Source organism: Acinetobacter sp. YH12131, assembly GCF_013418635.1.
GTDB lineage: Bacteria > Pseudomonadota > Gammaproteobacteria > Pseudomonadales > Moraxellaceae > Acinetobacter > Acinetobacter towneri.
In genome coordinates, this window is the sequence record NZ_VPBQ01000005.1 from 99,006 (window position 1) to 112,654 (window position 13,649).

At 39.3% G+C, this 13,649-nt stretch carries 14 protein-coding genes and 1 other RNA gene; 10 read left to right on the forward strand and 5 right to left on the reverse strand.

The features are described 5' to 3' along the window. Positions 1-2: 2 nt before the first annotated feature. From rseP to lpxA, 6 genes are read left to right on the forward strand one after another with little or no spacing between them, the layout of a single operon-like run. Positions 3-1,358 carry an RIP metalloprotease RseP gene (gene rseP / locus FTU66_RS05805; RefSeq protein ID WP_180052075.1) on the forward strand — a complete coding sequence of 452 codons (1,356 nt, stop codon included), beginning with the start codon at positions 3-5 and terminating at the stop codon, positions 1,356-1,358. A 42-nt stretch (positions 1,359-1,400) separates the two neighbouring features. Next, positions 1,401-3,911: an outer membrane protein assembly factor BamA gene (bamA, locus tag FTU66_RS05810; RefSeq protein WP_180060514.1), complete on the forward strand. Its 2,511-nt coding sequence runs from the start codon at positions 1,401-1,403 to the stop codon at positions 3,909-3,911. Positions 3,912-3,952: 41 nt separating this feature from the next. After that, on the forward strand, positions 3,953-4,453 hold the full coding sequence (locus FTU66_RS05815) for an OmpH family outer membrane protein (RefSeq protein WP_180112460.1): 501 nt from the start codon (positions 3,953-3,955) through the stop codon (positions 4,451-4,453). A 3-nt stretch (positions 4,454-4,456) separates the two neighbouring features. Further along, the gene (gene lpxD / locus FTU66_RS05820) at positions 4,457-5,527 is read left to right on the forward strand and encodes a UDP-3-O-(3-hydroxymyristoyl)glucosamine N-acyltransferase (protein WP_167845974.1); all 1,071 of its coding nucleotides are present in this window, start codon (positions 4,457-4,459) and stop codon (positions 5,525-5,527) included. 2 nt (positions 5,528-5,529) lie between these two features. Next, complete coding sequence (gene fabZ / locus FTU66_RS05825) at positions 5,530-6,018, forward strand: 3-hydroxyacyl-ACP dehydratase FabZ (protein ID WP_004976697.1); 489 nt, start codon at positions 5,530-5,532, stop codon at positions 6,016-6,018. Beyond that, positions 6,015-6,803 (forward strand): acyl-ACP--UDP-N-acetylglucosamine O-acyltransferase, encoded by a 789-nt coding sequence (gene lpxA, locus FTU66_RS05830; protein WP_019836491.1) that lies wholly within the window; start codon positions 6,015-6,017, stop codon positions 6,801-6,803. The genes fabZ and lpxA overlap by 4 nt, the downstream gene beginning before the upstream one ends. 71 nt (positions 6,804-6,874) lie before the next feature. Here the strand turns inward: lpxA and FTU66_RS05835 are convergent, their stop codons facing one another. Further along, a complete protein-coding gene (locus FTU66_RS05835) occupies positions 6,875-7,720 on the reverse strand; it encodes a YbgF trimerization domain-containing protein (RefSeq protein ID WP_180044316.1) in 846 nt (281 codons plus the stop codon). 348 nt (positions 7,721-8,068) lie between these two features. Between FTU66_RS05835 and ffs the strand changes: the two genes are divergently transcribed. Further along, an RNA gene (ffs, locus tag FTU66_RS05840) (signal recognition particle sRNA small type) lies at positions 8,069-8,165 on the forward strand. A gap of 66 nt (positions 8,166-8,231) precedes the next feature. Here ffs and FTU66_RS05845 read toward each other — a convergent pair. The 4 genes from FTU66_RS05845 to FTU66_RS05860 all read right to left on the reverse strand — a co-directional run bounded on the left by FTU66_RS05845 (position 8,232) and on the right by FTU66_RS05860 (position 11,301). Further along, complete coding sequence (locus FTU66_RS05845; protein WP_004976693.1) at positions 8,232-8,921, reverse strand: regulatory protein RecX; 690 nt, start codon at positions 8,919-8,921, stop codon at positions 8,232-8,234. Between the two features lie 81 nt (positions 8,922-9,002). After that, entirely contained in the window at positions 9,003-10,049 is a 1,047-nt protein-coding gene (gene recA, locus FTU66_RS05850; RefSeq protein WP_004976691.1) for a recombinase RecA, read from the reverse strand. Between the two features lie 144 nt (positions 10,050-10,193). Then, positions 10,194-10,634: an RNA-binding S4 domain-containing protein gene (locus FTU66_RS05855; protein ID WP_004976690.1), complete on the reverse strand. Its 441-nt coding sequence runs from the start codon at positions 10,632-10,634 to the stop codon at positions 10,194-10,196. Continuing rightward, entirely contained in the window at positions 10,627-11,301 is a 675-nt protein-coding gene (locus FTU66_RS05860) for an HAD-IA family hydrolase (protein WP_096901429.1), read from the reverse strand. Before FTU66_RS05860 ends, FTU66_RS05855 begins: the two co-directional genes overlap by 8 nt. A 285-nt stretch (positions 11,302-11,586) precedes the next feature. Between FTU66_RS05860 and FTU66_RS05865 the strand changes: the two genes are divergently transcribed. The 3 genes from FTU66_RS05865 (at position 11,587) to FTU66_RS05875 (ending at position 13,634) form a co-directional block, all read left to right on the forward strand. Next, positions 11,587-11,832 (forward strand): hypothetical protein, encoded by a 246-nt coding sequence (locus FTU66_RS05865; RefSeq protein ID WP_004976684.1) that lies wholly within the window; start codon positions 11,587-11,589, stop codon positions 11,830-11,832. 582 nt (positions 11,833-12,414) lie between these two features. After that, positions 12,415-12,594 (forward strand): hypothetical protein, encoded by a 180-nt coding sequence (locus FTU66_RS05870; RefSeq protein WP_004976682.1) that lies wholly within the window; start codon positions 12,415-12,417, stop codon positions 12,592-12,594. Between the two features lie 182 nt (positions 12,595-12,776). Beyond that, entirely contained in the window at positions 12,777-13,634 is an 858-nt protein-coding gene (locus FTU66_RS05875) for a 3'(2'),5'-bisphosphate nucleotidase CysQ (RefSeq protein WP_131261461.1), read from the forward strand. Positions 13,635-13,649 lie beyond the last annotated feature (15 nt).

Genomic DNA, 13,649 nt, shown 5'->3' on the forward strand with positions numbered 1-13,649 from the left:
GCATGAGTGCCTTATTTATTGTGGTTGCAGCGATTCTTTTGCTAGGACCTTTAATTGCAATTCATGAGTTTGGGCACTACTTTGTTGCACGTAAATTAGGTGTCAAAGTTTTGGTGTATTCCATCGGCTTTGGACCGACCATTTTAAAATGGACTTCTAAAAAATCGGGGATTCAATATCAGCTTTCGGCATTGCCTTTGGGTGGCTATGTCAAAATGCTAGATGAACGCGAAGAAAGCGTTGCAGAAGAAGACCTACCTTATGCCTTTAACCGTCAGCATCCGTGGAAACGTATTGCGATTGTGGCAGCAGGTCCGTTAATCAACCTGATTTTTGCCATATTATTGTTCTGGCTATTATTTTTACCCTCTCAAGAACAGTTGAATACCCGTGTGGGTAAGGTACTGGCAGATACACCTGCGGCGGCAGCGCAAATGCAAGTAGGTGATAAGATTACCGCCATTGATGGTACGCCTGTGACGACATGGGAAAAGCTGAACTTTGCCTTGGTAGATCGTGTAGGTGAAACAGGCAAGATCCAGGTACAGGCGGAACGCGCAGGTGAAATCAAAACATTTAGCTTACCCATTCAAAATTTCTTAAATGATCAATCCCAATCACCTTTAGATATCTTGGGTTTTACACCGTATCGCCCACAAATTCCTGCAATTGTCAGTAAGTTAAGTGAAGATGGTGCGGCCATTCGTCAAGGTATGCAAGTCGGCGATCAAATTATTGCGATTGATGGCGTCAAAATGAATGACTGGTACGATGTGGTACAAGTTGTTCAAGCATCGCCAGAAAAATTACTGAAAGTAGATGTGCTGCGTAACAATCAAGTACAGCAACTGGAAGTGATGCCGCAAGGCAAACGTGACAATATGGGCAATGTTTCGGGTGTATTGGGTGTGCAAAGTGATCCTGGAAAAATTGTCATTCCAGAAGATTTTAAGCAAACCATTCAATACAGCCCGAGTGAAGCTTTATTTATGGCGGTAGATAAAACAGGTCAGCTGTCTAGCATGATTCTGAATTCTATTGTCAAAATGGTACGTGGTTTAATTGGTTTAGATAACTTATCAGGCCCAATTACTATTGCCAAAGTCGCAGGGCAAAGTGCGGAAATGGGGTGGCAAACTTTTATTTCCTTTATGGCACTTATGAGCGTAAGCTTAGGAATTCTAAATTTATTGCCAATTCCAATGTTGGATGGCGGGCATTTAGTTTATTATTTTATCGAGCTGATTCGTGGAAAACCTGTTTCTGAACAAATACAATTAGTTGGTTTAAAAATTGGTATGGTACTGCTTGGAAGTATGATGCTCCTTGCATTATTTAATGACATTATGCGTTTATAACAACGTAGATACGAAATAAATTTAACACTGGAAAAGACTGGCATGCAGCACACACATTTATTTATGCCCTTGGCACTGGTTAGTGCAATGGCGGCAACACAACAAGTATATGCAGCAGATGAATTTATTGCGCGAGATATAAAAATAGATGGTCTTGTTCGTTTAACGCCAGCCAATGTCTATGGAATGATTCCAGTGAATAGTGGTGATCGTGTCAATGAAGCAGTGTTGGCCAATGCGATTCGTTCACTCTATGCCACAGGTTTGTTTGATGACATTCAGGCCAGTCGTGAAGCCGACACTTTAGTGTTTAAAGTGGTTGAGCGCCCAATCATTTCTAAGGTTGAATTTAAAGGCAATAAACTGATTCCAAAAGAAGCGTTGGAAGATGGTTTAAAGAAAATGGGTGTGGCTGAAGGTGAAGTACTGAAAAAGTCAGCACTACAAACTTTAGAATCTGAGCTTGAACAGCAGTATATGCAGCAAGGTCGTTATGATGCAGATGTACGCGTCATTACCACAGCACGCCCAAATAACCGTGTAGATTTAACCGTAGAATTTGTTGAAGGCAAAGCCGCCAAAGTGGTAGATATCAACATCATTGGCAATACGGTATTTAAAGATAGCGATATTAAGCAGGCGTTTGCTGTTAAAGAAAGTAGCTGGAGTTCGATCGTTACCCGTAATGACCGTTATGCACGCGAAAAAATGGCAGCAAGCTTGGAAGCATTACGTGCGTTATATCTGAATAAAGGTTATATCAACTTCAATATCACTAACTCTAGCTTGAATTTGAGCGAAGACAAAAAGCATATTTTTGTTGAAGTTTCGGTGGATGAAGGTGAGCAATTCAAGTTTGGCGAAAGCAAGTTCTTGGGCGATGCTTTATACAAACCAGAAGAACTTACGGCACTGAAAATTTATAAAGATGGTGAAACCTATTCACAAGAAAAAGTGAATGCGGTGAAACAATTGTTGCTGCGTAAATATGGTAATGCAGGCTATTACTATGCCGAAGTGAATATTGTTCCGCAAATTGACAAAGAAACTAAACTGGTAGATTTAAACTACTACATCAACCCAGGTCAGCAAATTACAGTGCGTCGTATTAACTTCGCTGGTAACAGTAAAACCGCCGATGAAGTACTGCGTCGTGAAATGCGTCAAATGGAAGGCGCATTGGCAAGCAATGAAAAAATTGATTTGTCTAAAGTCCGTTTAGAGCGTACAGGTTTCTTTAAAACCGTTGATGTCAAGCCTGTGCGTATTCCAAATGTGCCAGACCAAATTGACTTAAATGTAAATGTAGAAGAACAGCACTCAGGTACAAGTACTTTAGCGGTAGGTTTCTCGCAAAGCGGTGGTGTGACGTTCCAAGCTGGTTTAAGCCAAACTAACTTCTTAGGTACGGGTAATTCGGTTTCGATTGATTTGTCGCGTTCTGAAACACAAGACTATTATAATCTGAGTGTGACCGACCCATACTTCACGATTGATGGTGTGCGTCGTGGTTACAACATGTACTACCGTAAAACCAAGCTAGATGATAACTATAACGTAAACAACTATGTGACAGACAGTTTTGGTGGTGGAATTAACTTCGGTTACCCAATTGATGAAAACCAAAGCATTAGTGCAGGTTTAAACATTGATCAGACCGAAGTAACCACAGGTCCTTATGTTTCAACTTATGTCGCAGACTATTTAGAGCGCCATGGGGGTAAAGAAACCAAAAGTGACGAATATTGTCCAGATGATTTAGTCCCTATTAAAGATGCAAATGGTGATGTAGTAGGGTATGAGCCTTGTGCAAATCCAATTCCTTACGGCAAAGAATTTAAAGGTGATTTCCTTACGTATAACCTAAATTTAGGTTGGTCATACAACACTTTAAATCGTCCGATTTTCCCAACCAATGGTATGTCGCATCGTGTTAATGCTGAAATTGCTTTACCCGGTAGTGATGTGGAATTCCAAAAAGTGACCTATGATGCACAGGCTTATATGCCATTAGGTCATGATTTTGTCTTACGTGGCTACGGTAAGTTAGGTTTTGGTAATGACTTACCGTTCTATAAGAACTTCTATGCAGGTGGTTATGGTTCAGTACGTGGTTATGACAACAGCACCTTAGGCCCGAAATATCCAGGTGTTTATTTCTCTGATACAAGTCAAACGGATCGCTCACCTGAAGAAGTTGGTGGTAATGCTCTAGTACAGTTCGGTACAGAATTGGCTCTACCAGTGCCATTTAAAGGAGATTGGACGCGTCAAGTCCGTCCAGTAATTTTTGCAGAAGGCGCACAAGTTTTTGATACTCAGTGTAATGTTTCTGATTCAAATATTTTTGTGAATGGTGCTTCTGTGAATGCCAAGCAATATTGTAAAGACAATTATGGCTTCGACTTCGGTGAAATGCGTTATAGCGTGGGTGTAGGCTTTACTTGGATTACCATGATTGGCCCATTATCACTCAGCTATGCGTATCCGTTGAATGATAAACAAGGCGATGACACTAAAAATATCCAATTCGAAATTGGTCGTACTTTCTAAGTACGACCCATGTTGGATTGTTTAAACACAGGATGTAGCACATGAAAAAAACAATATTGAGTTTGGCATTGTTGGGTTTATCTACAATGGCTGCAGTAGCACATGCTGCAGGCTATGGTGTAGTAAGTTTAGAGCGTGTTGTAGAAAATAGCAGTTATTTAAAACAGCAAAATTTGGCGTTACAGCAGTCGATCAAACCACAAACCAGCAAACTTGAGCAATTGGCAAAAGAATTAGAAGCTATGCAGCAGCGTGCGCAGCAATCTAATAATTTATCTGATGCTGAAAAGCAAAAAATGAATACTCAGTTTCAAGCGAAATTGAAAGAATTTAATGGTTTGCAACAAGTAGTGCAAACTCGTGTTCAGTCAGAATTGCACAAAATTAACGATGGTTTTGAAACTCGTTTAAAGCAAGTTGCTGAACTATTGCGTAAAGAAAATGGTTTAGATGTGGTTTTGAATAAAAACTCAGCACTTGCCTATGACCCGAAGTATGATTTAACTGATAAAATGATCCAAAAGGTCAACGTACTTAAATAATCAATGAGTTCCCAATATTATCGCTTAGAAGAAATTGCTAGTTTAGTTCAAGGTCAATACATTGGACAAGCCGACTTACGTTTGCAAGGTTTGGCAAGCCTTGAGTCTGCTCAGGCGCATCAACTTGCATTCGTGAATGGCGATAAATATTTAGCGCAAGCACGTAGCTCCCAAGCGGGAGCTTTCATTGTGACAGCTTCACTACAAGCCGAGTTAGACAATCATCACAACTTTATTGTGGTCGATAATCCATATCTGGCTTTTGCAATTTTAACCCATGTATTTGAGCGTAAGCATACGCAACGTGGTATAGAAAGCACAGCCCAAATCCATCCATCAGCCATCATCGCCGATAGTGCTTATATTGGTCATTACGTCGTAATTGGTGAAAATTGTGTGGTGGGTGACAATACGATTGTGCAATCGCACTGTAAAATTGATGACTTTGTCGAAATTGGTCAACAGTGTTTTATTGATTCACACGTGACTTTGACAGGCGCAGCCAAGCTTGGACATCGTGTGCGCATACACGCCAATACTGTAATTGGCAGTGAAGGCTTTGGCTTTGCACCTTATCAAGGCAAATGGCATCGTATTGCACAGTTGGGTTCGGTGATTATTGGCAATGACGTTCGTATTGGCTCGAATTGCAGCGTAGATCGCGGTGCACTAAATGATACAATTTTGGAAGATGGTGTCATTATTGATAACCTTGTGCAAATCGCACATAACGTCAAATTAGGTGCTCATACGGCCATTGCAGCAAAAACTGCCGTGGCTGGAAGTGTGACAATTGGCAAAAACTGTATCATTGGTGGTGGAAGTGCAATTTCAGGGCACTTAAATATTGCTGATAATGTGACTTTGACAGGAATGTCAATGGTCACAAATAATATTTCTGAATCAGGAAAATATTCGTCAGGTATAGGCTTGTTTGAAAATCAAAAGTGGAAACGTACTGTTGTGCGCCTCAGACAATTAGCAGATGTGCCATTGACCCAATTGGTGAAAAGACTTGATGATATGCAATCTCAAATTGAGTCCCTTGAATCAACTTTTAAATTGCGTAAATAATTATGATGACTGAGTCGAATTCTAGCACCTTCACTAAACCTGAATTGCCAATGCACATTCAAACCATTCGTGAATATTTACCCCATCGCTATCCGTTTTTATTGGTAGACCGCATTGTAGAAGTCACTGATAACGGTATCGTGGGTTATAAAAACGTATCTATCAATGAAGAATTCTTGCAAGGACACTTCCCGAATTATCCGATCATGCCGGGTGTTTTAATCGTTGAAGCGATGGCACAAGTGTCGGGTATTTTAGGTTTTATCATGAATAATGAGAAACCGAGCGCAGGTTCTTTGTTCCTTTTTGCAGGCGCAGAAAAAGTTCGATTTAAAAAACAAGTCGTTGCAGGCGATCAACTTGTATTAAAATCTGAATTAGTTATGCAAAAACGAGGCATTTACAAATATAATTGTATCGCCACCGTTGATGGCGTCGTCGCAGCAACCGCGGAAATTATGGTTTCGCATCAGAAAACAGAGCAAGCATGAGCAATAACCCACTCATTCACCCAACCGCTATTATTGACTCATCTGCAGTAATCGCTTCAGATGTCACGATTGGTCCATACTGTATTATTGGCCCAAATGTAACGATTGGTGAGGGTACAAAACTTCATTCGCATGTGGTGATTGGTGGTTACACCCGTATTGGTCAGCACAATGAAATTTTCCAGTTCGCCAGCGTAGGTGAGGTCTGTCAGGACTTAAAATATGCAGGTGAGGAAACTTGGCTAGAAATTGGTGATCACAACAAAATTCGTGAACACTGCAGTTTGCATCGTGGTACGGTGCAAGACAATAGCCTGACCAAAATTGGTAGTCACAACTTACTTATGGTCAATACGCATATCGCACATGACTGTATGGTGGGTGATCACAATATTTTTGCCAATAACGTGGGTGTGGCAGGTCATGTGCATGTTGGGGATTATGTGGTTGTCGGTGGAAACTCTGGTATTCACCAATTCTGTAAAATTGACTCTTATAGCATGATTGGTGGTGCATCGCTTATTCTTAAAGATGTGCCTGCGTATGTCATGGTTTCTGGTAATCCTGCACATGCATTTGCAATGAATGTGGAAGGAATGCGTCGTAAAGGCTGGTCGAAGGATGTGATTCAAGGTCTTCGTGAAGCCTTTAAACTCATTTACAAATCTGGATTAACCACTGAGCAAGCCATTCAGCAAATTCGCAGTGATATTTTGCCAAATGTGGCAGAAGCGCAGCGTTTAATTGATTCTTTAGAACAATCTGAACGTGGTATTGTGCGTTAAGGTTTGAGTTTACCGAATACGGCAAGCTTCAGAATATTAAAAGACATCCTCGGATGTCTTTTTTTATTGGCTTATTTTAAAAATCTTGCTTCTTCAGACTTTGGATATTGGCTCAGAATTTTACTTTTGTATTGCGCTGCTAAAGTAGGTTTGTGATCTACATCTTGCGCTATGCTATATAAGCGATATAAGGCACTTGATGCTTTTGCAGATTGGGGATACTTTGTTGCTACAATTTCAAAATTCTTTTTGGCTTCGGTGTAATTGGTTGGCTCAATTGCTAAATTAAATTCAGCTAACCAAAAATACGCATTGCTGATATACACACTGTTTGGGTGGTTTTTAATAAAGTTTTGCATAGGTGCAATCGCTTTTTTGGCGCCACCTTGTTTATAGGCATCCAATGCAACAGTATAGGCTGCTTTTTCCAGCTCAATATTGGTATTTAAACCTTGAGCTGTTGGACTCACATGCGTTGTATTTTGCACAGATTGCGTGGCATTGTTGTTTAACTGGTTGTTGCTGGCGCTGGGTGCAGTATCTTTTTGGTTATCCTCCTCAGCGGCAGGAGCAGATTCAGGGTCTATTTTTTGTTGGAGCAGTTCTAGACGTTGATCTAAATCGGTATAGCGATTTTGCAATTCATGTTTGAGCTGCGCAATTTCATTGTCTTGTTCTTCAATTTTGCCACGTAACTGGCGGATGTCATTTTCAAGTTGCTGATTTTTTTGCATCAACTGCCAATTGATATTGGTGGGTACATTAGCAGTTGCCATATTACTCGTTGCAATCGCAGGGCTATTGGCATAGCCAGCACTGCTTTGGCTGAGGTTGTGGCTTTCAATTGGAATATTGGCAAATACAGACGTTGAGCACAGTAGGGCAAGAGCACAAAGTGCATGCTTTTTTAGCATAATTGAATATCCATCTTAATCTTGTATAAGTGAGTCCTTGTAAGCGTATTGGACTCAACCTGTTGATTTAGTCATTTTCCACATTTAAAACGTCCGCGCGTGGAATTGCAATAAGCTTTTACAAACTTATCATCAATCTCAGCGCAATATGGGTAAATCTAGGATTTAAATCTCGAAATAATTTTATGATGGTTTAGTTAGACTAAGTTTTGAATTTTAAGTGAGGTTATTCTATAAATGTCTTCAATTGTTTTTAAAATAATCAATTGGATAGCATTATAAAAGGAAATACAGAACAACGCTTGCAAGTTTGTTAAAAATCTCTATACTCTGTTTTTGCAATGGTAGCCCTGCTGGTTACTTCGCAATTGTACTCTACGAACCCCGTCAGGACCGGAAGGTAGCAGCGGTAGTGGAACTATGATGTGCCGAAGGCTTGCTGGTAGGGTTGCCACCAGTTTTGAAATAATAATTCTATTTATCTTCTACTTATTTTGATCTTATATCCACTATTTTAAAAATCCTGCTCTTTCCTACGAATTGCTTTCATAATCGCATCCATATCAAAGCCCCGATACTGTAAAAAACGAATTTGTTTGGCTTTAAGTTTTGGCTCGTTTGCGACTTCTGTGCCGAATTTTTTCACTTTCAGTTGATAGGCTTGTTCTGCCCAATCAGTTTCTTTAAGTTCTTCTGAAATTAAACTGCTATCCACTTTTTTGTTTTTAAGAGCCATTTTAATACGATTTGGCCCTTTACCTTGCCGCTTTTGGCTAGCCAGTAACATTTCTGCAAGACGCTGATCACTCTGATAATTTTCGCGTGCCAGTTCATTGACTAATTCAATCACTTCATCACGGTTTTCTGCATATAAAGCCAATTTTTCAATTAAGTCATTTTTAGAATATTCTTTACGAGTTAAGACAGCGAAGGCATAGCTGCGTAGACGAGAACCTGTTAGTCCTGGGCGTTTGTTTTGCTGTTCGTCTTGGTCTTCATTGTGATTGTGTTCTTGATCATCAATGGCTTCCGTATGAGCAGGGTATTGTTTATTAATGTTAGGCGCAGAATTTGAGGCAAAATGCAGGGCAGACGTTGTTTCGGAATATATCTGCTCAGTTCGGCTACATGATTGCTCATCTTCGCCAAATTGTTGTTTTAGCGCAGCGTAATCAATCAGTTTGGGGAATTTGTCTTCAGGCATGGTAATGCTTCCATATACAATAAAACGCTCCGTAGAGCGTTCTATTTAATTCAGTTTGTTGTGTTCATATTAGCGCATGCTTTAAACATCAAGTAAGTCGAATTCTTCTTCGTCTTTATCTTCTACAGGTGCAGCTTGACCTGTCGTGAGTAGTTGTTCACGAATAATCGCTTCGATGCCTTTAGCAAGCTCTGGATGTTCTTCAAGATGGCGAATGGTGTTGTTTTTACCTTGACCAATTTTATCGCCTTGATAAGAATACCAAGCACCAGCTTTTTGCACGATATTTTGTTGAACAGCTAAATCGACCAGCTCGCCCAAATGGTTAACACCTTTACCGTAAAGAATTTGGAACAATGCTTCTTTAAATGGAGGTGCCATTTTGTTTTTCACAACTTTGACTTTGGTTTCAGAACCAATAATCTCGTCACCTTCTTTCACTTGACCTACACGGCGAATATCTAAACGAACAGAAGCATAGAACTTCAATGCGTTACCACCAGTTGTGGTTTCTGGGCTACCAAACATTACACCAATTTTCATACGAATTTGGTTAATGAAGATCACCATACAGTTTGAGCGTTTGGCATTACCTGTGATTTTACGCAAGGCTTGGCTCATTAAGCGTGCTTGTAAGCCCATGTGTGAGTCACCCATTTCGCCTTCAATTTCGGCACGAGGGGTTAAGGCAGCTACGGAGTCGACCACAATCATGTCGATTGCGCCAGAGCGTACCAACATATCGGCAATTTCAAGAGCTTGTTCACCGTTGTCTGGTTGCGATACTAAAAGATTGTCAATATCTACACCAAGTTTACGTGCATATTGAGGATCAAGCGCGTGTTCGGCATCAATAAAGGCACAAGTTCCACCAGCTTTTTGACATTCTGCAATGGCTTGCAAGGTCATAGTCGTTTTACCTGATGATTCAGGGCCGTAAATTTCAATGATACGACCTTTAGGTAAGCCACCAATACCCAATGCAATATCTAGGGTCAATGAGCCTGTAGATACGGCTTCTACCGCTTGCACAGTGTTGTCACCAAGACGCATGACTGTGTTCTTACCAAATTGTTTTTCAATCTGGCTTAACGCAGCGTTTAACGCCTTGCTTTTATTCTCATCCATCTTACAACCTCAATACGATGTCACGAAACAATATACTCAAGTGGATGCATTTACTTAAATCTTTTCCACATGCAATATAGTGACAGAATTTGTCCTGTAGTTCTATTTATATCACGGGCTGTGCGACAGCCTGTGACGCTCTATTTAATCATCATTATATGACCAAAATTGGTCAAATTGCTGATCATTCTCTTGTTTAAATTTGCTGATGTCACGACGGTCTTTTTTACTTGGTCGATGATCAGGTCGTGCTAGATTATGCAACTTTCTTTGGGTCGCAATCAATTCCCTGCGTGCAATACTCACTTCAGTTTCTTCATAAAGTTGCTGAGCGACAGGGGCAGGGCCGCGTACGCCGGATAATGCCTTGACCAATACGGTTTTCTTATCAAAACCTTGTTGAATGGTCAGCTCAGTTCCCACACGAATTTCTTTGGAAACTTTAACGCGCTCGCCATTGTGATGTACTTTGCCGCCTTCAATGGCAGCTTTTGCAATAGAGCGGGTCTTGAAAAAACGTGCAGCCCATAGCCATTTATCAATTCGGATCGTTTCAATGGCTTCGTGGGACGAAGTTTTAGGCATATTTTTGAGTGTCCTCAAATTGTTCTAAGACAGGAATTAAATCTGTTAATTGGTGCAACATAGGGTAATTACAAGTCTGACGCGTAGGTTTTGCTGAGGATGGCTGGGCAATACTATATAAGTGTCCAATCCCAAAGGCTTTAGCACCATTAAGCACCTTTTCGGTGTCATCTATAAAATAGCAATCTTCAGGATTAAATGCATGTTGTTGTTGCAATGTTTGCCAAAATTCAACGCGCTCTTTGGCATAACCAATACTTTCAGAACTAACAATCACTTCAAAATACTTTGCTAAACCTGTATGTGCTAATTTAAAGTCTAAACCTGCACAATCGGCATTGGTGGTGAGCCAAATGTGATAGCCATTATTTTTTAAATATTCCAGTAACTCGATAGCTTGTGGACGCAACGTGACTTGATCTTTATATTCAAGTTGCATCGCAAGCATATCTACACCCACTTTAGCCGTCCAAAAACGTGAGGAATACCACTCTAAGGTGTGGCTATGCGCTTGATAAAAATCGTATAAAATTTCTTTGCTGCGCTCTAAAGAACAGGCGTGTAATTCTGCATAGCGAATAGGCAGTTGTTCATTCCAAATAAAATCATCATAAGCGAGATCTAACAGCGTTCCGTCCATGTCAAACATGATGATATTTTTGTGCATTTAGACATCCTAAACCATAAAGCAATTGCCAAAAGGCAAATAAAACTGGCTCATTTAAACATGCTTGAGGCATAACTCAAAATGCTGTCTGATTATTCGCCAAATTGTGCTAGGCTAAATAAATAAGCACTGTACATGCGTTGCATATAAATTAGGTGAGATGGGGCAGTTGTAAAAAGTAACTGTAGCGTTCACAAAAACAATTTTTTTGACATATTTCTGTATTTGTTTGTCTGTACAAGCATAGAAATTGAATGGTAAATTTTTTAAATTAGGGAGCTAGTAATGGCTGAACAACAGTATTTAGATTTAAAACACTTAGATAAACAACTCGATGAGTTTGAGAAAAAGAAGAAAAAAATTAAGAAAATGCGTATCGGCTATAAATTATTTGCGCATTTAATGGGCGATGAAAAATTCGCCCATCATGTTTCAGAGTCGGCATTAAACCCAGATAAACGTAGTTATCGTAAAGTCAAAATTAAAATCACCTCAGATGAGGGAGAGTTAACTTTTCTAGAAAAGGATTGATTAATTTTTTGATTTAAAATTCTAGTGATTTTGATTATGTATACAAATTTGTGTACCTTTAAATCTGGCCCGATTGATGCAGATCGGGCTTTTTTATACCTTAATTCTATGAATGGTTCAACCTGAATTAGAATCCTTTTATAAGTCGAAATTTGATCATAAATGATCAGTAAAATTAGTATTGAAAGTCCCTTCTTTTACGCCATGTATTGCTCAGGATGAGGAATATATTCCGCAAGTGGATGAGGGGATTCTTATAAAAAACCTCTCCCTGAGGAGCATGCTCCGCAAGTCTCCTAAAAGGAAAGGGAATTTCCTTTGCAGTGATTCAAAAATGATTTAAGAAAGAATCTTTTTAAATAAAATGCATCAAGTTGTCATAATCTGCACTTAAGCTATTCAGCAAACTCAGTGAAATGTAATAGGTCGTGTTTAGTCTATTTCAGTATAAGTTCTGTGTATAAATGTGGCAAGGTGCGCTCAAATGTTACGCTTTAACTATCAAAAGAGGCATGAATATGACAGAGCGATCGCTGACAATAATCACAATTTTTAGTCATTAAATAAAATAAAGGAACTGTGATGTCTATTTTAGGAATTGCCATTACCACTATTTTGGGTTTATTGGGTATTGCTGCAATTATTATTGGTTTTTTTGGTGGTGAAACTTATTTGGTGATTGTGGGTATTTTATTATTGGTTAGTGGTGCACTCACTTTATCGATGTTTAAAAAAAGATTATCCAATCCATTTAAAGATTAATTAACTAAGCACTCAATAAATAAAAAACTCAAGTAAAAATGAATTGCCTTGACACATAAAGTCTTGATTTAGCATATCTAGCCACTAAATTTTATCTACGCATCAGCCGTAAATTTTATTACAATGTTTTTATGAAAGTAATGAAAAATTAGACCTTTAGATACAGTCTAAAAAGGATAGTTATGTTTATAAAAACAAAGGCGCCAACGCATACTTTAATTTTACAGTTATTGCCAATCGTGCAGCAGGCGTGTGAAATTTTAAATCAGGAATTTCAAGATTATTGTTCAGGTGCTGCTTTTGATGTAGAAAAGAAAACTGATGATTCTCCTGTTACGCAAGCCGATTATCGAGTCAATTATTATTTAATGCAGGCTTTGGCAAAAATCTCCAATTTACCTGTGTTGTCCGAAGAAGGTGAGCAAGACCAACGTCAGCAATGGCAGCAATTTTGGTTGCTTGATCCTTTAGATGGCACGAAAGAGTTTTTACATCAACGTCCTGAATTTACCATTAATTTAAGTTTAATTTGTGGTGTGCAAACAACTTTTGCAGTACTTGCAGTACCAGGCGAGCAAACTATTTATTTTTGTCCTGAACAGGGTATGCCATTGAAATATCATATTTTAACTCAGCAATGGTATCTCTATCAGTCTGAACCCACGGTAACATCTTCAGTTCTAAAAATTGGATTAAGCCACAGTAGTCAAAAAAAATCACACTATGCAGACTATTTAAAAAGCTTGGCGCAGTTGACCAATTTTGAAGAACTAAAAGCAGGTAGTGCTTATAAATTCTGCATGATTTTGGAAGATCGTGTCGATATTTACCCACGTTTTCATCCGACTTCTGAGTGGGACACCAGTGCAGGACAATGTTTATTGGAACGAATAGGTGGTGGATTGGTCGATTTTCAGGGGCGGGCATTTTTATATAATCAGCGCGATACATTGTTAAATGGTGGTTTTATCGCCTATAAAAATACGCAGATGAAACAGATTGCCTTACAAGCACTTGGACTTATGGCGAAGTCAGATTGAGCAAAGTGCTGAACA

What these genes read in the sequence shown, in the direction of transcription:
- FTU66_RS05845 (WP_004976693.1), bottom strand. Translation starts at nt 8,921, where the DNA reads ATGCCTGAAGACAAATTCCCCAAACTGATTGATTACGCTGCGCTAAAA.
- lpxA (WP_019836491.1), top strand. Translation starts at nt 6,015, where the DNA reads ATGAGCAATAACCCACTCATTCACCCAACCGCTATTATTGACTCATCT.
- bamA (WP_180060514.1), top strand. Translation starts at nt 1,401, where the DNA reads ATGCAGCACACACATTTATTTATGCCCTTGGCACTGGTTAGTGCAATG.
- FTU66_RS05865 (WP_004976684.1), top strand. Translation starts at nt 11,587, where the DNA reads ATGGCTGAACAACAGTATTTAGATTTAAAACACTTAGATAAACAACTC.
- FTU66_RS05875 (WP_131261461.1), top strand. Translation starts at nt 12,777, where the DNA reads ATGTTTATAAAAACAAAGGCGCCAACGCATACTTTAATTTTACAGTTA.
- recA (WP_004976691.1), bottom strand. Translation starts at nt 10,049, where the DNA reads ATGGATGAGAATAAAAGCAAGGCGTTAAACGCTGCGTTAAGCCAGATT.
- rseP (WP_180052075.1), top strand. Translation starts at nt 3, where the DNA reads ATGAGTGCCTTATTTATTGTGGTTGCAGCGATTCTTTTGCTAGGACCT.
- fabZ (WP_004976697.1), top strand. Translation starts at nt 5,530, where the DNA reads ATGATGACTGAGTCGAATTCTAGCACCTTCACTAAACCTGAATTGCCA.
- FTU66_RS05855 (WP_004976690.1), bottom strand. Translation starts at nt 10,634, where the DNA reads ATGCCTAAAACTTCGTCCCACGAAGCCATTGAAACGATCCGAATTGAT.
- FTU66_RS05815 (WP_180112460.1), top strand. Translation starts at nt 3,953, where the DNA reads ATGAAAAAAACAATATTGAGTTTGGCATTGTTGGGTTTATCTACAATG.
- lpxD (WP_167845974.1), top strand. Translation starts at nt 4,457, where the DNA reads ATGAGTTCCCAATATTATCGCTTAGAAGAAATTGCTAGTTTAGTTCAA.
- FTU66_RS05870 (WP_004976682.1), top strand. Translation starts at nt 12,415, where the DNA reads ATGTCTATTTTAGGAATTGCCATTACCACTATTTTGGGTTTATTGGGT.
- FTU66_RS05860 (WP_096901429.1), bottom strand. Translation starts at nt 11,301, where the DNA reads ATGCACAAAAATATCATCATGTTTGACATGGACGGAACGCTGTTAGAT.